Source organism: uncultured Shimia sp. (assembly GCF_913054185.1).
Classification (GTDB): Bacteria; Pseudomonadota; Alphaproteobacteria; order Rhodobacterales; family Rhodobacteraceae; genus Shimia.
The window spans coordinates 31,413-50,358 of record NZ_CAJXIV010000004.1; the positions used below are offsets into that span (position 1 = coordinate 31,413).

At 57.2% G+C, this 18,946-nt stretch carries 23 protein-coding genes and 1 tRNA gene; 14 read left to right on the top strand and 10 right to left on the bottom strand.

Features of this window, described 5'->3' with window-relative positions:
• Positions 1-3: 3 nt before the first annotated feature.
• A complete protein-coding gene (locus tag QZ517_RS01615) occupies positions 4-555 on the top strand; it encodes a 6,7-dimethyl-8-ribityllumazine synthase (RefSeq protein WP_294221010.1) in 552 nt (183 codons plus the stop codon).
• The gene (gene nusB / locus QZ517_RS01620) at positions 552-1,022 is read left to right on the top strand and encodes a transcription antitermination factor NusB (RefSeq protein WP_294221012.1); all 471 of its coding nucleotides are present in this window, start codon (positions 552-554) and stop codon (positions 1,020-1,022) included. Before QZ517_RS01615 ends, nusB begins: the two co-directional genes overlap by 4 nt.
• On the opposite strand, the gene QZ517_RS01625 is transcribed toward nusB, so the two are convergent.
• The gene (locus QZ517_RS01625; protein WP_294221014.1) at positions 1,019-1,423 is read right to left on the bottom strand and encodes a helix-turn-helix domain-containing protein; all 405 of its coding nucleotides are present in this window, start codon (positions 1,421-1,423) and stop codon (positions 1,019-1,021) included. The two genes, nusB and QZ517_RS01625, sit on opposite strands and share 4 nt — an antisense overlap.
• A gap of 90 nt (positions 1,424-1,513) precedes the next feature.
• Here QZ517_RS01625 and QZ517_RS01630 point away from each other — a divergent pair, with 90 nt between their 5' ends.
• Both QZ517_RS01630 and QZ517_RS01635 read left to right on the top strand, forming a co-directional pair.
• Positions 1,514-1,957, top strand: a complete 444-nt coding sequence (locus tag QZ517_RS01630) for a GFA family protein (protein WP_294221016.1) — start codon at positions 1,514-1,516, stop codon at positions 1,955-1,957.
• Between the two features lie 150 nt (positions 1,958-2,107).
• Complete coding sequence (locus tag QZ517_RS01635; protein WP_294221018.1) at positions 2,108-2,434, top strand: hypothetical protein; 327 nt, start codon at positions 2,108-2,110, stop codon at positions 2,432-2,434.
• Positions 2,435-2,490: 56 nt separating this feature from the next.
• Here QZ517_RS01635 and QZ517_RS01640 read toward each other — a convergent pair whose 3' ends face one another.
• Both QZ517_RS01640 and QZ517_RS01645 read right to left on the bottom strand, forming a co-directional pair.
• Positions 2,491-2,928, bottom strand: a complete 438-nt coding sequence (locus QZ517_RS01640) for an SRPBCC domain-containing protein (RefSeq protein ID WP_294221020.1) — start codon at positions 2,926-2,928, stop codon at positions 2,491-2,493.
• Positions 2,903-3,247 carry a metalloregulator ArsR/SmtB family transcription factor gene (locus tag QZ517_RS01645; RefSeq protein ID WP_294221023.1) on the bottom strand — a complete coding sequence of 115 codons (345 nt, stop codon included), beginning with the start codon at positions 3,245-3,247 and terminating at the stop codon, positions 2,903-2,905. The genes QZ517_RS01640 and QZ517_RS01645 overlap by 26 nt, the downstream gene beginning before the upstream one ends.
• A gap of 394 nt (positions 3,248-3,641) precedes the next feature.
• Here QZ517_RS01645 and QZ517_RS01650 point away from each other — a divergent pair, with 394 nt between their 5' ends.
• Complete coding sequence (locus QZ517_RS01650; protein WP_294221026.1) at positions 3,642-4,109, top strand: MmcB family DNA repair protein; 468 nt, start codon at positions 3,642-3,644, stop codon at positions 4,107-4,109.
• 73 nt (positions 4,110-4,182) lie between these two features.
• On the opposite strand, the gene QZ517_RS01655 is transcribed toward QZ517_RS01650, so the two are convergent.
• The gene (locus tag QZ517_RS01655) at positions 4,183-4,371 is read right to left on the bottom strand and encodes a DUF6324 family protein (RefSeq protein WP_283425251.1); all 189 of its coding nucleotides are present in this window, start codon (positions 4,369-4,371) and stop codon (positions 4,183-4,185) included.
• A 124-nt stretch (positions 4,372-4,495) separates the two neighbouring features.
• Here QZ517_RS01655 and QZ517_RS01660 point away from each other — a divergent pair, with 124 nt between their 5' ends.
• Together QZ517_RS01660 and QZ517_RS01665 are read left to right on the top strand one after the other, a co-directional pair.
• Positions 4,496-4,984 carry a GNAT family N-acetyltransferase gene (locus QZ517_RS01660; RefSeq protein ID WP_294221037.1) on the top strand — a complete coding sequence of 163 codons (489 nt, stop codon included), beginning with the start codon at positions 4,496-4,498 and terminating at the stop codon, positions 4,982-4,984.
• Positions 4,985-5,026: 42 nt separating this feature from the next.
• Positions 5,027-5,103 (top strand) — tRNA-His (locus tag QZ517_RS01665).
• A 208-nt stretch (positions 5,104-5,311) separates the two neighbouring features.
• Here the strand turns inward: QZ517_RS01665 and QZ517_RS01670 are convergent.
• Together QZ517_RS01670 and QZ517_RS01675 are read right to left on the bottom strand one after the other, a co-directional pair.
• Positions 5,312-5,941: a hypothetical protein gene (locus tag QZ517_RS01670; protein WP_294221040.1), complete on the bottom strand. Its 630-nt coding sequence runs from the start codon at positions 5,939-5,941 to the stop codon at positions 5,312-5,314.
• Between the two features lie 35 nt (positions 5,942-5,976).
• Positions 5,977-7,362, bottom strand: a complete 1,386-nt coding sequence (locus QZ517_RS01675; RefSeq protein WP_294221044.1) for a hypothetical protein — start codon at positions 7,360-7,362, stop codon at positions 5,977-5,979.
• 148 nt (positions 7,363-7,510) lie between these two features.
• On the opposite strand from QZ517_RS01675, the gene QZ517_RS01680 reads away from it, so the two are divergent.
• Together QZ517_RS01680 and QZ517_RS01685 are read left to right on the top strand one after the other, a co-directional pair.
• The gene (locus QZ517_RS01680; RefSeq protein WP_294221047.1) at positions 7,511-8,563 is read left to right on the top strand and encodes a YcaO-like family protein; all 1,053 of its coding nucleotides are present in this window, start codon (positions 7,511-7,513) and stop codon (positions 8,561-8,563) included.
• Positions 8,563-10,590: a BTAD domain-containing putative transcriptional regulator gene (locus QZ517_RS01685; RefSeq protein WP_294221051.1), complete on the top strand. Its 2,028-nt coding sequence runs from the start codon at positions 8,563-8,565 to the stop codon at positions 10,588-10,590. Before QZ517_RS01680 ends, QZ517_RS01685 begins: the two co-directional genes overlap by 1 nt.
• A gap of 15 nt (positions 10,591-10,605) precedes the next feature.
• On the opposite strand, the gene QZ517_RS01690 is transcribed toward QZ517_RS01685, so the two are convergent.
• From QZ517_RS01690 to QZ517_RS01700, 3 genes are all read right to left on the bottom strand, one after another.
• The gene (locus QZ517_RS01690) at positions 10,606-10,977 is read right to left on the bottom strand and encodes a hypothetical protein (protein WP_294221054.1); all 372 of its coding nucleotides are present in this window, start codon (positions 10,975-10,977) and stop codon (positions 10,606-10,608) included.
• A gap of 30 nt (positions 10,978-11,007) precedes the next feature.
• Positions 11,008-12,585 carry a hypothetical protein gene (locus QZ517_RS01695; RefSeq protein WP_294221057.1) on the bottom strand — a complete coding sequence of 526 codons (1,578 nt, stop codon included), beginning with the start codon at positions 12,583-12,585 and terminating at the stop codon, positions 11,008-11,010.
• Between the two features lie 382 nt (positions 12,586-12,967).
• Complete coding sequence (locus QZ517_RS01700; protein WP_294221061.1) at positions 12,968-13,291, bottom strand: DUF6476 family protein; 324 nt, start codon at positions 13,289-13,291, stop codon at positions 12,968-12,970.
• On the opposite strand from QZ517_RS01700, the gene QZ517_RS01705 reads away from it, so the two are divergent.
• Positions 13,290-14,318: an RluA family pseudouridine synthase gene (locus tag QZ517_RS01705; RefSeq protein ID WP_294221066.1), complete on the top strand. Its 1,029-nt coding sequence runs from the start codon at positions 13,290-13,292 to the stop codon at positions 14,316-14,318. The genes QZ517_RS01700 and QZ517_RS01705 overlap by 2 nt on opposite strands.
• A 70-nt stretch (positions 14,319-14,388) precedes the next feature.
• Here the strand turns inward: QZ517_RS01705 and QZ517_RS01710 are convergent, their stop codons facing one another.
• A complete protein-coding gene (locus QZ517_RS01710) occupies positions 14,389-14,787 on the bottom strand; it encodes a hypothetical protein (protein ID WP_294221069.1) in 399 nt (132 codons plus the stop codon).
• Positions 14,788-14,886: 99 nt separating this feature from the next.
• Between QZ517_RS01710 and QZ517_RS01715 the strand changes: the two genes are divergently transcribed.
• From QZ517_RS01715 to QZ517_RS01730, 4 genes are all read left to right on the top strand, one after another.
• The gene (locus tag QZ517_RS01715; protein WP_294221073.1) at positions 14,887-15,714 is read left to right on the top strand and encodes a LysR family transcriptional regulator; all 828 of its coding nucleotides are present in this window, start codon (positions 14,887-14,889) and stop codon (positions 15,712-15,714) included.
• Positions 15,715-15,934: 220 nt separating this feature from the next.
• A complete protein-coding gene (gene rpoH / locus QZ517_RS01720; protein ID WP_294221081.1) occupies positions 15,935-16,831 on the top strand; it encodes an RNA polymerase sigma factor RpoH in 897 nt (298 codons plus the stop codon).
• A 113-nt stretch (positions 16,832-16,944) separates the two neighbouring features.
• On the top strand, positions 16,945-17,883 hold the full coding sequence (locus QZ517_RS01725) for a DUF6716 putative glycosyltransferase (protein ID WP_294221085.1): 939 nt from the start codon (positions 16,945-16,947) through the stop codon (positions 17,881-17,883).
• Between the two features lie 75 nt (positions 17,884-17,958).
• Entirely contained in the window at positions 17,959-18,927 is a 969-nt protein-coding gene (locus QZ517_RS01730) for a Gfo/Idh/MocA family oxidoreductase (protein ID WP_294221088.1), read from the top strand.
• Positions 18,928-18,946: the final 19 nt, after the last annotated feature.

Sequence of the window (18,946 nt, forward strand, 5' to 3'; positions counted from 1 at the left end):
GTCATGGCTGGCGCTGAAATACACTACATCATGCCACGTGCGGAGTTTGATAAGCCGGTGAAGCTCGCGATTGTGATCTCGCCTTACTACAAAGATATCGCCGACAATATGCTGGCGGGGGCTGTGGCAGAGATCGAAGCGGCTGGCGGCACCTATGAAGTGGTGCAAGTGCCAGGTGCGTTGGAAATCCCAACCGCGATTGGCATTGCTGAACGTATGAGCAACTTTGATGGCTATGTCGCTTTGGGTTGTGTCATTCGTGGTGAGACCACGCATTATGAGACCGTGTGTAACGACAGTTCCCGCGCGATTCAGATGCTGGGCCTGCAAGGCCTGTGCATCGGCAATGGTATCCTGACCGTGGAAAACCGCACCCAGGCCGAAGTGCGGGCGGATCCTGAGGATCAGAACAAAGGCGGCGGCGCGGCCGCTGCGGCCTTGCATCTTGTGGCGTTGGGCCGTAAGTGGGGCGCTCAGCGCAAAGGCGTTGGGTTTTTGCCCGATGCTGAGGAATATAAGCTGGCAGGCGAACTCAAGGACAACCCAACAGCATGACCCTATCCGGTAACCAGAAACGTAAGATGAAATCGGCCTCCCGCTTGTATGCGGTGCAGGCGCTCTTTCAGATGGAAAGCTCGGGCCAGACTGTGGATCAGGTGCGGGTGGAGTTTCTGGATCACCGGTTTGGTGCCGAAGTGGACGACAATTCCGACATGATTGAGGGCGATGTGGATCACTTCCGCAAGACGCTTGAAGATGCGGTGAATTATCAGGCGCCCATTGACCAGATGACCGACCGCGCCTTGGTCGCCGCATGGCCAATTGACCGGATTGATCCTACTATCCGGGCATTGTTCCGGGCGGCTGGTGCTGAATTGCTGCAAAGCGATGTGCCCGCCAAAGTGGCGATCACCGAATATGTGGCGATTGCCAATGCCTTCTTCCCGGAAGGCAAAGAGGGCAAGTTTGTGAACGCCGTGCTCGATCATATGGCACGCGAAGCCAAGCCGGAGGCGTTTTAAGCGCCTCTGTCCGGCTGGTGGTTTGCGCCAGCCTTTGCCGCTTGTTGCGGCGTCATTTCCATAAAATAGGCCGGTGGGGTCCAGGTGTGCGCCAAATGCGCATTGGACCAGCGTGTGAGGCTTTGCACCAGAGGCAGTAAATCCGCACCTTTTTGGGTGAGGTAATAGCTGTAGCGCGTTGGATTTGTTTGATATTCACGCTTAAGAATAAGTCCGTTTTCTTCCATCTGCGACAGCCGTGATGCCAGAATATTGGTGGTGATCTTTTCCGGGCTGTCGATGAAATCCGCGTATTTGCATTTGCCGGTCAGCATGTCCCGCAGGACCACCAACGTCCAACGATCCCCAACAATTTCAAGGCCTGAGGCAATTGGGCACCCGGATCTGTTTTTCTTGGCCATGTAAGGGCTCTCTCCGCCTGTTTAAGAAGTCACTTGCATTTTGCAAGCGACTCACTCTAGGGTCAAGCCAAATCAGCAAGGAGAGACGATATGGCGGTAGCATTTTCGGGAAGTTGTTTGTGTGGATCGGTGACATTTGAGAGCACGATGGAGCCGATGGCCGTGGGTCATTGCCATTGTGAAGATTGCCGCAAATCCAGCGGCACGGGGCATTGCACCCATGTCGCGGTGCGGGAGGATGCACTGACGTTGAGCGGCGCGGTGACCGCGTTTGAGAAACCGGCGGACAGCGGCAACCTGGTGAGCCGGCACTTCTGCGGCACTTGTGGGTCGCCCGTTTATTCCACCAATGCGGCTCAGCCAGGATCGATCTTTCTGCGGGCGTCGATTTTGGATCAACTTGAGAAATACACCGCCCAACTTGCGGTGTGGACCAACCGCGCCACAGCCTTTGATCCGGTGGACAAAACGCTGATGGGGTTTGAAGCGGAAATTCCGCCGGAGGTCATGGCGGAGATGATGGCGGCAGAGTGAGGTCGCACAGGTTTTAAGCAGTTGTTAAGGATGGCAGGGCAGGGTGGCGCGCACGACGGGCTGCCCTGTGTCATTGTGGCGCGTGTCGCGCAGCTGTGACTTGCCGTTCTGATGGCGCTGTCGTTTAATGGTGTTTGAGGAGGCACTGCCATGCCAAAGCTGATTTCGCTCTATATTCGTCAAGTGGCTATTGGGTTCGCCATTTCCGCCGCTTTTGTGACGATGCTGCTTTACTTCAACATTGCCAATCTCTGGCATCTGGTGAGCAGCAGCTCTGACGGCATTCTGGCGGTGGGTGTGATGTGGGTGCTCAATGGTATTGTGTTTGCCGGCGTGCAATTTGGCATCGCAGTCATGCGCATGAAAGAGGATGACCATCCGGGTGGCGGAAAACGCGGCATGCTGCCAGTGATGCTGGCAGAGCCGGTGCCGGTGAAGATTGATCGCAAGCCGCAGACGCGCCAGACCCACCGCTAAACCCTTTAGAACGTCGTACGTTTAAGCGCCCCGCAATTGGGGCGCTTTTGTTTTGGTCACTGCATGTCATGCAGGTTGGACAGGAAGCCGTGCCAGCCTTTGTCGAGCGCCATAACCAGGCCAAAGCCGTCGACATTGGTGGGTAGGCCAGAATGGATCAGCGTCAGCCGCGTGCCGCCGGGGGCTTCGGAAAGTTCCCACTCCACGGTGCTCATGGCGCCGTCCATCGGCCCCACTGTGAAATCCCACTTCATGTAGTCATGTGGGGTGGCTTTCACCACTTTACCCCAGCACATGCGGTCGCCATCTTTTTGCGACGTCAGCGTGTAGTCTTCGCCCTCTGCGAGGTCTTTCTCAGCTGGGTGAAACCATTCGTTGAGCAGGTCAGCTTTGGTCAGGAACTCCCAGACGCGGGTCTTGGGTGCGGCCAGAAAAACCGATTTGCGAATGGTGGTGTCTTGGGAAAGCTCAGCCATTGTTGTGTCCAGTGTCATCTGTGGTGTCCTTTTCAATTGCGGTTTTCAATGCGTCGAGACGGTCGTCCCAGAATTGATCAAACCATCCCATCCATTCCAGCGCAGGTTTGAGGGCCAAGGCGTTGAGAGAATTGACCTTTTCTCGGCCGCGCGGGGCAACCTCGATCAATCCGCCGTCACTGAGCACCACAAGGTGCTTTTTCACAGCGGCGCGGGTCATATCAAAGTTCTCAGCCACTTCGGCTATGGTCATCGGCTCCTGTCCTAAAAGGCGCAGGATGTCGCGACGGGTGGGATCGCCAAGGGCGCGGAACACGGGTTGTAGGTGATCGGGCATAACAGTCTCGCTCAAGTGATACCATTTGGTATCTCAATATATATGATACCATTTGGTACTGAGTCAAGTGGCCTCTGACATAACGCAAGCGCGGACCAAAAAGGCAGCCGCTGATGGGGGGATTTGAAGGGAGGTAAGTGGCGGGCCCGCAAACGCAGCCGTAGGGTTATCTCATTCCCGAGGACCTGTATGTACAGGTGGGTGCCAGGTAATCAGGCCAGGACCAGAACAGAGCCAGCTCCCTCGGAATTGCTTAAGGCCACCGGAATGCAACCGAATTACGAGAAGGGCAGAACCCGCCGCCTCTCTATCTATGCCTGAGGGTGGCACGGCGCAAGGGGTTGGGCAAAAATTGCGACTTGCATTTTGTTCTCTAAATGTTCACGTTGGGAGCATGGGTGACACAGCAACACAAACCTTACAGCCGGGGCAGTTACTTGCCCGTGGTGTGAGCCGCCATCTGCGCAGCCATGGCTATGTGTCGATTGAGGAATTTGTGCCCACACGGGGATTGCGAGTGGATGTGATGGCGCTTGGCCCCAAGGGTGAGATTTGGGTGATTGAGTGCAAATCCAGTCGCGCGGATTTTCAATCGGATACCAAGTGGGAGGGGTATCTGGAGTGGTGTGATCGGTATTTCTGGGCGGTGGACACCGAGTTTCCCACGGATCTGCTGCCAGAGGGCACGGGGCTGATTTTTGCGGATGCTTATGATGCGGAGATCATCCGAATGGCGCCGGAGGACAAGCTGGCGCCTGCGCGACGCAAAAAGATGATCCAGAAGTTTGCCACCGATGCGGCGCGGCGGCTGCACCGTTTTCGGGATCCCAAACTGGCGCCGATGCCGGACGAGTCCCTCTAACAGTCACATTTCCCAAATATCCCGAGGAGGGGGTACAGTGGGATGTCCCGGAGGGGCTGGCCCTCCGAGAGGTTTACTTGGCCATCTGCCGTGCCGTGGCGGCAGCTGCACGAATTTCTTCGGCAATTTCTTCGGCTTCCTCAGGGTCAAAATCCATTGGGATTTCAATGCCCTCGCCTTCGATGAAAATACGCACAAACCCCTGATCGGTTGGGCCGATTTGCAGGTTGGCTTCGATGTCGCTTTCGGTGTTGATGCCCATAGTGATCTCCTGGTGGATTGGGGGCCCAAAAGGGCTGCGTTCTCATATGTTGCCAAATCGGGTATCCTGATCGTGACCCAAAGGCAAGAATGCGGGCCGTCCTGCGTTGGGCGGGGAGGAAAAAATGCTTGGCAGTGTTGCTGTTCGTTCCTTTGAAGAGGCTGATCTGGATTGGCTGGTCGAGGCCCATGCCACGCTCTATGCGCGCGACGAAGGCTTTGATGACAGCTTTGGGCCACTGGTGGAGACCATCCTAAAGCGATTTTTGTTGGACCACGATTTTGCACGGGAACGAGGCTGGGTTGCAGATTGGGATGGTCACAGGTTGGGCAGTGTGTTTTGCGTTCAGGGCCCCCAAGAAAACTGGGCCAAGCTGCGGCTGTTTTTGGTGCTGCCGCAGGCGCGGGGATTCGGTCTTGGGCAACATCTGCTGGACACATGTTTGGGGTTTGCGCGCGGCGTGGGGTATGACGGTTTGACGCTTTGGACCCACAAAAGCCACGAGGCGGCCTGTGCGCTCTATGAAAAAAACGGCTTTGCGCTTGAGGCGGAGAAACCGGCGCAAAGCTTTGGCTGCGATCTGATCGAACAAACCTACAAAATTGTGTTTTAGATGCTTGCAATCCCCGAACGGGGGCGGTAAATCGCCCTTGTTGCCGCCTTAGCTCAGTTGGTTAGAGCACTGGTTTGTGGAACCAGGGGTCCCCCGTTCGAGCCGGGGAGGCGGTACCACCCCCCTCAATACATGTGAAGTTCAATTGCCTGCGCACGTGGTGTTGCGGGTTGTTTGCGTCCCAAAAATTTGGGGCGGTTGCGGGGGGACAGACCCGGCAACCGCCCCGGATGTTGAAACACCAATGGGGATGTAAGTGTCTCAACAAGTGCTGACGGGGGGATGACCCATCAGCGGGAGGAACGCGGCTTTTGATCGCGTTTGGCTTTAAGGCGCTTTGCCCTGTGCCAGCCATTGTTCAAACAGCGCGATGTCGCTGGCGGGCCAGGGGCCGTCGCTGGGCATGCTGCCGTCTTTTAGGCGTGACAAAATCAACGCTCCGTGTTGGCTCACAGCTTCATAAGACCCGAGGTCCAGATCACGCACCATGATCATCATGGCGATGTCGTAGGGGCGAAACAGCGGGCGGATGTCGCGGGAAAACTGGGGGCAAAAATCCTCCGACATGGTGATTTTTGGGATTAGGGTGACTTCTGGAATGCCAAGTTTGGGCTGTAAAAGCGCCAGTTTGGCGTTGCTTTGGGCATGGCAGCGCACCCCAACCAACGGCTGATCTACGCCCCAGAAATTGCCAAGGTCCACGTCTGGCAAAACCGTGTCAGCGCAAGTGTGGGTGAGCACGGGCAGCGTGGTGCTGAGCGAATCCGGGGCGGTGCCGATCATATCAAACGCCAAAATGCCGTCTTCTGGCGGTTGCCGGTAGCGGTGCAACGCCAAAGTGGGTGCACGCCAACCGGAGGAGACCGCTCTGGCTTGCACCTGGACCAGCAGGTTGGGCGGTTGGCCTTCCTGTTGGGTCAGCGTCACCGTGTCGATGGCGTAGATGCGTTGGCTCATGTGGCTGGTGTCCTTTGGCGTGTTCTCGGCAGATCTTAGGCGGTGACGCAATAGCCACGGGCGCGATAGGTTTCAGCAATGCGGAAACACACGCCGCGGAAGGTCACTTCTTTGGTCAGCACGTCGATGTTGGGCACCGCGCCGTCGCGCAGGAACTCTGCAGAGGCCAGGATGATGGTGTGCAGCGCCTCACCGGAGGTGCCGTAACCAAAGTAGTCCGCCACGGCATCTTCGATGTCGAAGGGCACCTGCGAGAATTCCGGGTGTTGAGCCAACATGGTGCGTAATAATTCGGCCCAAATGTTGCCTTGTACACTGAACACACGATGTGGTTCCGAGATGCTTTGGGGAGCAAAAGTGTGGGTGGGGCGCATCATCATATGCAGTGGTGGCGCGGTTTTGGAGAGGTCGGAAGTGGCGTCTGAGAGGGCCTGTCTGGGCAGGTCACACGGGGTTGCCAATCGTAAATCAAGCTGGTCCAGAACGCCGTGCATGTGGCACGCCAAGGCACACTCGCCGCCAGGCCAGTCGTCACCTTCGCCTGCCATATGCAAACCCACGGCAGCGCCAGTGTCCGGATCTATCCAGCAGGCCCCACTGTCACCGGGTAGGGACAAGGCGGTCATTGGGGCCGAAATGTCTTGTGGGACAAGACGGAAGCCGTCGACCTCGACAGTTTTGCTGCCGCCGTTGGCAAAGTTGTGCACCACTTTGTAGGTGCCAATACCATCCACGCGGGCGTGGGTCAGGCCGGTGGTGCGGCCATATTTGCAGAGATTGCGGCCCAGAGCTGCTGACGCCACACCGGTCAAGGTCAGATTGAGGTGTTTCAAGGTGGGCTGCCATGGGGTTGCGCCGGTCAAGGGCGCAAAAGCGGCGTCGCCATGACGGGACAACATGGATTTGCTCAGCCGGGCAATGGGCAGATCAGTGGTGGTGCCGCCATAGACCAGATCGCTGTCGGCGCCTTCGGGGGAGGACAGCACATGCCAGTTCGACAAAACCCCGGGTGAGCCGGTGGCGCGGTCAATGGCTATTGCGCCGATGGTGCCCCCGTGGGCGCCACGGCGTTGGCAGGGGCTTCCTGAAAGTAAAGTGGCGGTGTAACTGCTTTGCCCATCCGCCTGTTCGCGATGCACCTTGTAGGTGCTGGCAACCACATCCACAGGAAAGCCGTTGATGCGGCGCACGATACGTTGGCCCGGGTCAAGCTCGTCGTCGGGCAGCTTGGCCTGCACATGCACCCGCAGGCATAGTTTGTTGGTCGCCAGACCACCAACACGTTTGAAGCCGATGTCATAACCGGTCACGTCAGAACGGTCACAATACATGTCGCGCAGCGCTTCTAATGCCTCTTTGTGGGCGTCGTTGGCGACAGTTTGGGCTGCGGCTGTGGTCTCTGTTGAGAGGGGGCGGGCCATTGGATCCTCCAGTTTGGTCGTCTTTGAGACAAATGTGCCAAACCCACCGTTATTCTTGCGTGATTTGGCGGGATTACCTTGTATCTTTGGGGCCGGAGCGGGTGATTGACGGTATATTTTTCCGGGTTGTGAGGGGAATCAGGACGGGATGTTCACGGAACTGCAGGAGTACGAGCGGTCTGCGTCGGGCGAGATGGCGTTGCCGAAAGCGATGCCGGGGTTTTGCGCGCCGGTTCTAAGACGGTTGGACTATGTCTTTGTTGGGCGTCCTGCCTGTGTGCCTGCGATTGTGATTGCAGGCGGTGTTCTCAAGGATGGCACACCAGTGTCAGGCGCGGGGGATCTGGTTGAGAACGCCTTGGTGCGACTGGCCGGCGAGGCGGCGGAGCAAATTGGGCTGCGCGCATTTGTCGGCGGATTGTCGGATCAGGCGCCTGTTCTGGCGCACGATTTCAGTGAGCAGGTGGAAGTATCGGTGGCGCGGGCGGTTTTGCCCAAGTCAGAGGCGGAGACTGCTGGGTTTTCGGAAGGCTTAGCCGCGCACACAGACGTCGATGCGGCGCAAAGGCACGGCGTGTTGGAGCTTTTTGAACGGGACGCGGCGACGCATTGGTGGGCCGGGGCAACAGAGGCTGTGGAACTGTTGGGCATTGAGGCGCTTGTGGCTCAGGTTCTGGGGGGCAGGATTGGACGACAGACGCGGGTGTTGGATGTGACCTGTGACACCGGGGTGCCGGTGGCTCTGGCCGCGTCGTTTGATGCACGTGGCGGCGGATTTTGTTTTGGCGCAGCTGCAGGCATGCATTTACAAGAAGCAGTGGTGTCCGCGTTGCGCGAACTGGGGGCGGCGGAATTTGGGCATCAGTTGGAAGCTTCTCGGGGCGCCTTGCCCGAGTCCAAAGGATCAAATCTGACCGTCAACACACTGACATTGGACAAGTTTAAAGCTGCATTTGTGACGCAGAAAGCTGCGCTTGGGGGGCAGGTTGAAATGCGGGGTGTGATCACGAACGAGGCGTGGGGCGCGGTTTGTGCCAAAAGCGCCATAAGTATTGTCGATCTGGGTTGTGTTGAAGCGCATTTTCGGGCCATCAAAGCAGTGAGTGCCACGTTGCAGACTGGGCGGGAAACACATGTAAGCCCACGGCTTCAGATGGCACTTCTGGAAAAAAGACGATGGACGCAGGGGCCTCTTTACTAATGGAGCAGGACCAAACCAGTTTTGAGGCGCCGGACAAGCCATCGGAGCGGCTTCAGATCGACGTGATCGGCGGGTTTCAGGCCCGGTGTGATGGCGGGCGTGTTGAGATCAAAAAGAAGAAAGCGGCGGCGATTTTGGTGCTGCTGTCGCTGTCACCTGATCTGCGCATGACGCGGGAAAAACTGCGCGGTGTGCTGTGGCCGGACAGCTCCGAGACAGCGGCGCAGACCAGCTTGCGCAACGCAGTTTGGGCCCTAAAAGCAGCGTTGAATGACGCGGGGTTTGACGGGATCTCCAGCGATCGCAGTGATGTGTGGTTGGCGGAGAAGCGGGTTGACGTGGATCTGGATGTGCTGCTCGACGCGGCGGAGCACGGTGACATGGCGCCGATTTTGCGGGTGGATCCGCAAAAGTTGGCGCGGTTTGATCGTGATCAGGTTGAAATCAACGACATGTTTTCTGTGCGAGTGACAGACTCGGTTCAACATGTTTGTGGGTTGATGCGGCACCGCCTAAATGCGGCGGCAGATGCGGCTGGCACGCCAGAAGAGCAGCTCGCCATCCTGCAGTTTGTCGCAAGCATGGACACGGCCGATGAGGGTGCGGCGCGGCGGTTGATCAAAGCGTATTGGCAGAGTGGCCAAATGGCCAATGCGTTGACTGTGTATCAGTCGCTGTGGAGCCTGCTCGATCAGGAGTATGGCGAAGAGCCGTCTGAGGAAACCCAGCAACTGGTGGTCGAGATTAAGTCGCCGGCAAGTGCGCCGGTGCCCAAGACCTTGCGCCCGGTGATTGTTGTGGCCCAGCCGAGCTATGGCCATTTGTCAGCGGAGCGGGCGGGTGAGGCCGAAGCGCTGCGTCAAGCGCTCTGTGCCAACCTCTCTAGGTTCCGTGAGTGGCAGATTTTTGATGCAGCTTTGATGGCCTCTAACGCGCAGGTAGGAGAACCAGGCGCGGCGAGTTACTCATTGGTGCTACAGCCGCAGCTCCGTGGTGACAGCTTGGCCTGTCGCGCGGTTCTGTCCGACCGCAGTTCTGGTGAGTTGTTGTGGTCTGAGGCGCTGAGCGACGCGGGGCAGATGACGTTGGCCGAAGGGCCGGGGGCGGCAGAGCGGTTGGCGGTGGCGTTAAACCTGCATCTGTCGGCCTTCAAGGGACCGCTGATTGCCACCAACAAAACCGCACCAAGCGCGTATGAGCGTTGGGTTGAGGCGCAGGGGCATATTCTGCAGTTTACTCTGGACGGATGGAAGACCGCCGAAGGGTTGCTTGACGCACTGATCCGAGATTACCCGGAGTTCAGTCGGGCGTATTCCAGCCGCGCGTCGATTGAAAACATGCGGCAGATTTCCTTTCCGGGGCTGTATAGTTCGCCGAATTTACATGTCGAAGGGCTGCGACTGGCGCGACGGGCGATTGAACTGGACCCAATGGACAGTCGGGGGCAGCTGGCCATGGGCTGGTCCGCTGCGATGTCACGGCAGTTTGAGCAGGCAGAATTGGCCTTTGATCTGGCGTTTCAGTACAATGAAAATGACCCTTGGACGATGACGTCCTCTGCTGTGGGGCTGGCCTTTTGTGATCAGCTTGAGGCCTCAAATCGGTTGCTGGATCTGCTGTTCAAACTGAACTTCCGATTGCAGCCGTCCCACTGGAGCTACGTGGCGGCTTCGCGGTTTATGGCGGGGGATTATGAGGGCTGCATTGCTGCGTCTGAGAAATCGGACGAGATTTCCCATGACGTGCCTGCGTGGCATGCGTCAGCGCTGGGATTGGTCGGGCGCTTGCCTGAGGCGGCTTCGGTGGCGCGGCGGTTTGAAAGCATTGCGCGGGCCAATTGGGTCGCAGAAGGGCCGCCGGAGCGGGCCGAAATCACACGCTGGTTGGTGTCTGGCTTCCCGATCCGCAATCGCAAAGTCTGGCTTGCGCTGCGGGACGGGTTGCGATTGGCGGATATGCCGGTGCCAGATTTGATTCAAAGCGACAAAATTGCGCTTGGATATCAATTAGATCCCGGCAAATCCTAAACCATTTTTTTGCGGTTAGACGCACTTGCGCAGTGCGTAATCCGCGATGCGTTTGGAGCGGAAATTGTGCTCTTCCTCCGATGGAGTGACCAGCGTTGCATCATAGGCTTCGTCGTAAAAATCCGGCAGCGTGTAAGGGCTGGGTGGTGGCAGGTCGAGGTCGTCTGGATGTGGCAGCATGATGCTCACCACTTTCTGATCCGGCGCGTTGAAGATTTTAAGTGGATCTTCGCTGGCAAATTCCTCGGCTAGTTCTGCAACATTGCTGGGCACTTGATCGCGAAAGTCACCGACCGTTTGCGGCACAGTGTCCGCTTCGCGCGCCCATCCTTGCAGGATTTCGCCCATTTTCAGGTAGTTTTTGATTTTGATTTCATAGGGATCCATTGTTCGTCCTCCTTGTTTGAACAGTGTTTTTCAGGTGATGGGGGTGGTCGCGACCAGCGTGGGCATGTCGCGAATTGGCGTGCTGCCATAGGCGGCAGTTTCGAGGGCCTGGGCGATCTGCGCGTCCGTGTCGGATGGCGTGTCATCCTCAAAGACCGGGGCAAAGGCCGCGCCAAGGATGAGGCCGCCAAGCGGGCCGTAGGTGGCACCGTTGTTTCCATCGATTTGCGCTTCCAAGGCAAGGAACGTAACCAGCGGCAGGTTGGCGGTTATGGTCGCTTTGTCTGCATCTGACATGGGTGGTTTGTGGCCTGGGCGCACGGCAGCCTCAAGGGCGGCCATGCCGGTTGTGGCGATCCGGTCGTAGTGGGTTGCGGCGTCAAACGGTGCCGTGAGGCCCTGCGCGGTCAGAGCATCAGCTGCGGATTGGATCAGGTCTTGCACGCGTCCCAAGCCAACCCATTTTTCGCGCAACAGATCGCGCATTGCGGTGCCCGCGGGGTAGTGGTCTTTGGTGGGCTTGCCCGCGGTGGCAATGGTCATGCCATCTGCGGCGTGTGGTCCAAAACGAATGGCCCAGTTGAAATTGTCCGGCAGCTGCGCGCCAGTCGCGGTGAAGAACAGATCCCAGTCGATCTTCCAGTCAATTGGCGTGGGCACCATGCCCGGTTCATGCAGCGAGGAATGGTTGATGATCTTACGCAGATCAACTTCGCCAAGGATATGATCGCCGACGCCATTGTTCAGCATGTACTCGGGGCGCACCATGCTGTGCGCCATGCGGGCAATGCCATAAGCGAACAGGTCGTTTGTTTGTGAAGGTGTACGGCCAAGCGGTTGCAGATCGGGGGTGGCGTCAAACAATGCCAGGATGTCCGCAGCCATGATGCGCGGCAGCAGGTCGTGGCGCAGAATGCGGCGGTAGAGGCGCGCCGTGGCCAGCCGCGCCACGCGTGCGCGATGATGCGGTGGAATCGGGTCTCCGGTGCCGGGCATTGGAGTGGTCGCTGCTTGCGCCACAAGCATGTTGTAAACCGCATGAAAAAACGCAGTGAGTTGGGCGAGGATATTGTTGTCATCGTTGCGCGAGTCGGGGATCAGCACGTCGGTAAAAGGCCCATCTGCATCCGGCCCATCGGCGCTGTAGCGATTGCGGGGCAGGTCCGCTGACGGGGACAAACGGTCATCTGACATGCGACCAGCTGGGCGGAATTTGCCCAAGCGCAACCGATGGGTACCGTCTTGAGGTTTCATGTCAAAGGCGTGTGGGCACACAACAGGGCCGCCGCCAAACAGAGTTTCCAGCGCGAGCTTTTCCTGGCGCAGGTTTTGGGACCGCCCGCCGATATCGTCATAGGCACGGGGCACCAGCGAACTGAACACCAGATCATGACCAGCAAGTTGGAACAGGTAGGAATAGCCGGCGGGCACGCCGAGGTGGCTGCCGTTTGGTTGGTTGAGGAAGCCTTTGGCGGTGTTGGTGGAACTGTTGTTGTTGTTGAGCAAAGTCGCCAGATAGACCGTCATCTCTTCGGTGAGAGGTGACGGTTGTGATGGTCCACCGGTTGCGGCGAAGACATCGTCGATTTCGAGGTCACGGTGCGACATGGCTCAGTCCTTTTGGTTGCTGAGACCACTTTATCGGGAATTTCGAATTTGAGACAAAATCAATCAAACTCGCGCAAACACGCGTATTTACGAAGAAAATAAGGGGAAAATTGGCTGGATTGTGTCACATGTGATGCGGAGAAATTAGCGGAATCACGATTTGTTAACGGCCAGAGGACTCAAGATGAGTGCATTGTGACTGGTGTTTTTAACAGGGCGACTGGACACCATTTGCACGAAAATACTTGGAGAGACGCGCAAAAGCGCGGAATCTGTTTCCATTTTTGGGGTAATGTTGGCGTTTTCTCACCTTTGTTTCCGGGTGTGGGGCGCACCAATGCAGAACCCTTTGCGTAGCGTGTTGCGGCGGTGCAGCCCTTGTTTATTCGCTCACAGATGCCCCAAACGCCTCAGGAGACAGAACCACTTCTTGGCGCAACGCGCCGGTGATGCGATCGTGAATCAAGATGCGGTTGTCATCGGTGACAACGGCCACCCAACCGTCCCCCATGGTCACTGCCTGGGCGGTCACACCGTCTTGCAAAGCGAAGTTTTCTGGTAAGATGGGACCATCATCACGGAAGCGCATGACAATCAGCGCAACCACGGTTACAAGCCCGACCATCATCACCACCGTCAGCCCTGTCACCAGCAGGCGCAGGAAGCGCAGGTTGGCAGGTTCAATTGGTTCCGGAGACTCATCCATGGCAGAGGCCCTTGTAGAATTTGTGATTGCGGACAATCCGCCCAAGCGTCTTGATAAGGCGCTTTCGCGGGATGTGCCAGTGGAAGCGAGCTTGAGCCGCACCCGGCTGGCAAAGTTGATTGCAGGTGGCAGCGTGACGTTGGATGGCTCGGTGGTGAACGACCCCAAACACAAGGTGGCTGGCGGTGAAGCGGTTGCGATCACTGTGCCGCTTGCCGAAGACAGTCACATTGGGCCAGAAGACATCCCGCTGGATGTGATCTGGGAAGATGACGATCTGATTGTGATTAATAAGCCCGCCGGCATGGTGGTGCATCCGGCACCGGGCACGCCTAATGGAACGCTTGTAAATGCGCTCTTGCATCACTGTGGGGATACTCTGTCTGGCGTGGGTGGCATGAAGCGGCCCGGGATTGTGCACCGGATCGACAAAGAGACCAGTGGCTTGTTGGTTGTCGCGAAGACCGATGCAGCCCACCAAGGGTTGGCGGCGCAGTTTGAGGCCCACACGGTGGAGCGCTACTACCGCGCGGTGTGTTACGGGGTGCCGGATGCCAATGACCCAAGGCTGCGCGGGGTGCGGGGGGTGAATTTCGAGCCGGGCAACATCATGAAAGTCACAACCCATCTGGCGCGGCATAAAACGGATCGACAGAGACAGGCGGTGTTGTTTGAAGGCGGACGGCATGCGGTGACCCGTGTGCGGATTGTGGAGCCGCTTGGTGACCCGGCCGTGGCCTGCTTGGTGGAATGCTGGCTGGAAACTGGACGCACGCATCAAATTCGCGTGCATATGACCCATGCAGGGCACGGCTTGATTGGCGATCCGGTTTACGGCGGGCGGCGCAAGCTGGCTGAGAAAGCCATTGGCCCCAAAGGGGTGATGGCAGCAAAGTCTTTTGAGCGGCAAGCATTGCACGCTGCGGTATTGGGCTTTGAGCATCCGGTGACAGGCGAAGATTTGCGGTTTGAAGCGCCTTTGCCAGAAGATATGGCGGAGTTGATCGCTGATCTGGGCGGGGCGTGAATAGGAAATTTCACGCCATAAGAATGACTTGGCGATCTCACTTTCCCTGAGATGCCAAGTCACGTGATTTTTATGTGTTGAGCGGCACGACGTTGGTTACGGTTTCGCGAAAGAAATCGACTTGGCCGTCGGCCTCATGGGAAATGATGTAGGTGATGCTGTTGCAAAGGCAGTTGCGCACACCATAGAAAAACTCCTGTTCAAATGTGGTCATAACCCAGCCAGATTGATCCAGTGCGGTGCTCTCGATTCGTTTGGCCTTGGTGCCCTGTGGAAACACCTCCGTGGCGAGGCGCTGCAGGATTGGCCCCATCGCATCAAGGCCTTGGCCAGATTGCCAGCTGACATCCTCGTCGTCCTGAAAGTGATCGATGCGAAAATCTATGTCAGCGGACATATGGGCCAACAGTGTCGCGTCACCTGCGGCAAATTTTCGAAGCAGGGTTTCGATGGCGGTTGGCGTGGTCATTTTGGATCTCCGTATATGCGTGTCATTGCAAATGGAAATCGCAGAGTCCTGTGCTATAAACAATTCAGGCAATGTTTATGCTAAATATAGGTAACAACTATGATTGAGCTGACTCCTTTGACCTATTTCAAAAGCGCGTTTGAGACCGGTTCATTCAGCGGTGCGGCCCGGGCAAATGGTGTGCGTCAACCAACGGTATCCACTGCCATTCAAAAGCTCGAAGAGGCGCTTGGTGGCGCGGTGTTCCTCAGGGAACGGCGTGGATTGGTGGCCACTGAACTGGGCAAAAACCTCTACGATGAGATTTCGGACCCGGTTCGAAAGCTCACTGGCGTGACAGAGCGTATGCGCGCCAAGCCTCGCAAAAACCTGCGGATATACTGCCAGCCGGACGTTCTGGTTGCCCCCTTTGCACCCGTGTTCCGCAGCTTGCGTCAAGACGCTCCTGAATTGGTTCTGAATTTTTGCGACGGTGCAGATGATGCTGATATTGGGCTTGTTTCCGAGCTGTGTTGTCCCTCGGGTCATTCTTTCGATATGCTGCGCGAAGAGGTTTATGGCGTGGCGGTGGCTTGTGATCGGGCCTTAGCAAAGGCGCAGTCTTTGGGGCTGTCAGATATTGCCGGGGAACCGCGGATCGATAGGCCGTATTGCCCGCAAGCCAACCGGTTGCAGGGCATGGAAGCCGATGTTGATGTTGCGCCAGCGCAGGCAATCAATGATCAGCAAGTTCTTGATTTGGTCGCGGCCGGACTGGGCATTGCGTTTGTGCCCTTGTCCCACAGCGAGGCCCATAAGGGGGTTGTGGTGCAGCGTCTCCGGCAGGCACCTGAAATTCGACGCACCGTGGGTGTCTCCGCCCGAAAAACCGCTTTTGCACAGGATATTGCCAACCGGTTTGTCGCTCTTTTCAACCAAAATCAGTAGCACATGCGCAAGGGAGGCAGACCTTTGCGGTTGCAACATTGCGCACTTGCCCGTGAGGTAAGGCGGCAGCCATGGCATTGGCTTGGAAAAAACCTTACTCTGGGAGTCAGAAATTTGCGCGTGCTGGTTGAAACCTTCTGTGAGCGTCCTACATTGATGTTAACAACATAAACATACGCCCAAGACAATCAGCGTAAGACAGACAAGGGAGGCATTCGCCATGAGCAATTACAAAAATCTGCCGGCACCCACACCAGAAGGTGGTCTCAACCGGTATCTTCAGGAAATTCGCAAATTCCCGCTATTGGAACCCGAAGAAGAGTACATGCTGGCCAAGCGCTGGGTGGAAGAGCAAGATGCTGATTCTGCGCACAAAATGGTCACCTCGCACCTGCGTCTCGCGGCCAAAATTGCCATGGGCTATCGCGGCTACGGCCTGCCACAGGCTGAGGTGATCTCCGAGGCCAACGTTGGTCTGATGCAAGCTGTGAAGAAGTTTGACCCAGAAAAAGGTTTCCGTCTGGCGACTTATGCGATGTGGTGGATCCGCGCGAGCATTCAGGAATATGTGCTGCGCAGTTGGTCCATGGTGAAACTTGGCACCACGTCGGCGCAGAAAAAGCTGTTCTTCAACCTGCGGAAAGCCAAAGCGCGGATTGGCGCGTTGGAAGATGGCGATATGCGCCCGGAAAACGTGCAGCGGATTGCAACTGACCTTGGTGTGACTGAGAAAGAAGTGATCTCGATGAACCGGCGCATGTCCGGTGGGGATGCTTCGCTGAACGCGCAGGTTGGCACCGAGGGTGAAGGCACCATGGAGTGGCTGGATTGGCTGGAGGATGAAACCGCCAACCAAGCGCGAGACTATGAGGCCAAAGATGAGCTGGATGCCCGTCGTGAGCTTCTGACGGAGGCCATGGACGTGCTGAACGATCGGGAGAAAGACATCCTGACCCAACGCCGTTTGACAGAGAAGGCGGTCACATTGGAAGACCTGAGTGGTCAATATGATGTGAGCCGTGAGCGGATCCGTCAGATTGAAGTGCGGGCCTTTGAGAAGCTGCAGAAACGCATGCGCGAGTTGGCTGCCACACGCGGGATGCTGGCGGCGCACTAACGCGTCTAAGTGAAAGCTATGAGAACCGGCCCAATTTCGGGCCGGTTTTTTTGTGTGTTGGGACCTGCGCGCTGCAACTAGACGTGGTGTGCTCAGGGTGCCATGAAGAGACCATGACGCGCTTTGTTTTGCATTTACCAGCCCACCAGCTGCCCGGTGTCCGCAACGGCCCGGCGGAGTTTTATCGCATTTTGGAAGCTGCGCTGACAAAGGCAGGTGGTGAGGTGGAGCTGCGCGAGCGGTTGTACTTGCGGGCACATGCCGGGTTTGAGCCAGAGGCGTTCCATTTTGTGCATCAAGGCCTGGTTGAGATGCCCAATGTGCTCAACACAGGCCCAAGTTATTTGCAAGATTTCTGGTATGCCGATCCCAAAGGCGTATTTGGGTTGAGCTCGATTTATGATCTGAAGTTTGACCCTGAAACTGTGCGGCCCGAACGCGTGGCCAAGTTTAATGGGTGGTTGCGTGAGCGGTTACTGGAGACGCGCCTGTCCAAACATGGGCAGCCTGCAGAGGCAACCAAGCATCCGGCGAATGCAATCGCAGTGTTTTTGCAAGGCGAGTCGCTGCCGGTAAAGCGGGCTGCGTATACCGATGAAGTCAGCATGGCGGCGGCGTTGATTGCCGCGCGGGGTGGGCGTGAGGTGTTGATCAAGCGCCATCCCCGCAACAAGGCTGAGGAAAGTTGGCCACAAATTGAGGCGCTGGTGGCGCAGTCAGATGGCGTGCAAATTGTGGATGGTAATCTGCATGATATCTTGCAAGACGCAGCGCTCTGCGCGTCGATCAGTTCCAGCGTGGCGGTGGAAGCGATGTTGCACAAAGTCCCGTCGCTCACTTTTGGACGGGTGGATTTCCATCACTGTACGCAAACCGTGCAGAACTTGACGGATGTGCCCGCCGCAATTGACACTGCTCTCGATACAGACTGGCCGTTTGAACCTTTCCTGTTTTGGTTCTTCCGCCATCATTGTCTGGATATGAAGGCCAAGACTTGGCTCGACAAGCTGAACAAACGCATGGGTGCGTTTTCCCTTAAAGAGCTGCGCTAAACCACCTGGTTATTTGTGCGCTTGCACGCCAAGAGCCTGCGGCATAGCCTCCCAACATCAAATGGGAGCGCTATCATGACCACCTCACCTGTCCGTTGGGGCATCCTCGGGGCCGCCAATTTTGCCAAAACCACCATGGGGCCAGCGATCCACGCGGCGCATGGCGCAGTGCTTGCGGCAGTGGCATCGTCTAGTGCTGCGAAAGTCGCGGGATTTGCCGCCTTTGCACCTGGAGTGCGGCACCATGAGAGCTATGAGGATCTGCTGAACGATCCAGACATTGACGCGGTTTACATTCCACTGCCCAACCATCTGCATGTGGAGTGGGGCATCAAGGCGCTTGAGGCGGGCAAGCCTGTGTTGATCGAGAAACCGGTTGGCATGGATGTGGCCGAGATAGATCGCCTGATTGCGGCGCGGGACACGGCGGGGCTCTTGGCAGCGGAAGCTTACATGATTGTGCATCACCCACAGTGGCAGCGGGCCAAGGCGTTGTTGGCGGACGGAACCATTGGCAAGCTGGTGCATGTGAACGGGGCGTTTTCGTTTTTCAACGACGACACCGACAATATCCGCAATCAGGCGGCGTCCGGTGGTGGTGGGCTGCGTGACATTGGCGTTTATGTGCTGGGCGGCGTGCGGTTTGCCACGGGGCAGGAGCCGGTGCAGCTCGATTATGCTCGGGTGCAGTGGGAGCATGGGGTGGATACATTTGCGGATATGGGGTTTGGCTTTGAGGGGTTCACCTATCAGGCTTACACCTCGATCCGGTCAGCACCGCGGCAAGAGATGCATTTTCACGGTGAGAAAGGCCTGATGACACTGACCTGTCCGTTTAACGCGGGCAAGTTTGATCAGGCGGAATTGCATCTGTCGATGCCAGATCAAACTGTGCACATTGAGCGGTTTCCGGTGGTGAACCAATATGTGCAGCAGGTGGAAGCTTTTGGCCGGGCGATCCGCGCGGGCGAGACTTACGCCTGGCCGCTGGAGCAGGCGCGTGGCACCCAAGCAATGATGGATCAGGTTCTGGCGCACGGATAAGCGCCTGACCAAAAGAAAA

Coding starts and splice junctions, on each gene's coding strand:
- QZ517_RS01725 (WP_294221085.1), top strand. CDS start 16,945: ATGACGCGCTTTGTTTTGCATTTACCAGCCCACCAGCTGCCCGGTGTC.
- QZ517_RS01635 (WP_294221018.1), top strand. CDS start 2,108: ATGCCAAAGCTGATTTCGCTCTATATTCGTCAAGTGGCTATTGGGTTC.
- QZ517_RS01625 (WP_294221014.1), bottom strand. CDS start 1,423: ATGGCCAAGAAAAACAGATCCGGGTGCCCAATTGCCTCAGGCCTTGAA.
- QZ517_RS01700 (WP_294221061.1), bottom strand. CDS start 13,291: ATGGATGAGTCTCCGGAACCAATTGAACCTGCCAACCTGCGCTTCCTG.
- QZ517_RS01715 (WP_294221073.1), top strand. CDS start 14,887: ATGATTGAGCTGACTCCTTTGACCTATTTCAAAAGCGCGTTTGAGACC.
- QZ517_RS01630 (WP_294221016.1), top strand. CDS start 1,514: ATGGCGGTAGCATTTTCGGGAAGTTGTTTGTGTGGATCGGTGACATTT.
- QZ517_RS01670 (WP_294221040.1), bottom strand. CDS start 5,941: ATGAGCCAACGCATCTACGCCATCGACACGGTGACGCTGACCCAACAG.
- QZ517_RS01645 (WP_294221023.1), bottom strand. CDS start 3,247: ATGCCCGATCACCTACAACCCGTGTTCCGCGCCCTTGGCGATCCCACC.
- QZ517_RS01685 (WP_294221051.1), top strand. CDS start 8,563: ATGGAGCAGGACCAAACCAGTTTTGAGGCGCCGGACAAGCCATCGGAG.
- rpoH (WP_294221081.1), top strand. CDS start 15,935: ATGAGCAATTACAAAAATCTGCCGGCACCCACACCAGAAGGTGGTCTC.
- QZ517_RS01660 (WP_294221037.1), top strand. CDS start 4,496: ATGCTTGGCAGTGTTGCTGTTCGTTCCTTTGAAGAGGCTGATCTGGAT.
- QZ517_RS01690 (WP_294221054.1), bottom strand. CDS start 10,977: ATGGATCCCTATGAAATCAAAATCAAAAACTACCTGAAAATGGGCGAA.
- QZ517_RS01650 (WP_294221026.1), top strand. CDS start 3,642: ATGGGTGACACAGCAACACAAACCTTACAGCCGGGGCAGTTACTTGCC.
- QZ517_RS01710 (WP_294221069.1), bottom strand. CDS start 14,787: ATGACCACGCCAACCGCCATCGAAACCCTGCTTCGAAAATTTGCCGCA.
- QZ517_RS01695 (WP_294221057.1), bottom strand. CDS start 12,585: ATGTCGCACCGTGACCTCGAAATCGACGATGTCTTCGCCGCAACCGGT.
- nusB (WP_294221012.1), top strand. CDS start 552: ATGACCCTATCCGGTAACCAGAAACGTAAGATGAAATCGGCCTCCCGC.
- QZ517_RS01640 (WP_294221020.1), bottom strand. CDS start 2,928: ATGACACTGGACACAACAATGGCTGAGCTTTCCCAAGACACCACCATT.
- QZ517_RS01680 (WP_294221047.1), top strand. CDS start 7,511: ATGTTCACGGAACTGCAGGAGTACGAGCGGTCTGCGTCGGGCGAGATG.
- QZ517_RS01730 (WP_294221088.1), top strand. CDS start 17,959: ATGACCACCTCACCTGTCCGTTGGGGCATCCTCGGGGCCGCCAATTTT.
- QZ517_RS01615 (WP_294221010.1), top strand. CDS start 4: ATGGCTGGCGCTGAAATACACTACATCATGCCACGTGCGGAGTTTGAT.
- QZ517_RS01655 (WP_283425251.1), bottom strand. CDS start 4,371: ATGGGCATCAACACCGAAAGCGACATCGAAGCCAACCTGCAAATCGGC.
- QZ517_RS01675 (WP_294221044.1), bottom strand. CDS start 7,362: ATGGCCCGCCCCCTCTCAACAGAGACCACAGCCGCAGCCCAAACTGTC.
- QZ517_RS01705 (WP_294221066.1), top strand. CDS start 13,290: ATGGCAGAGGCCCTTGTAGAATTTGTGATTGCGGACAATCCGCCCAAG.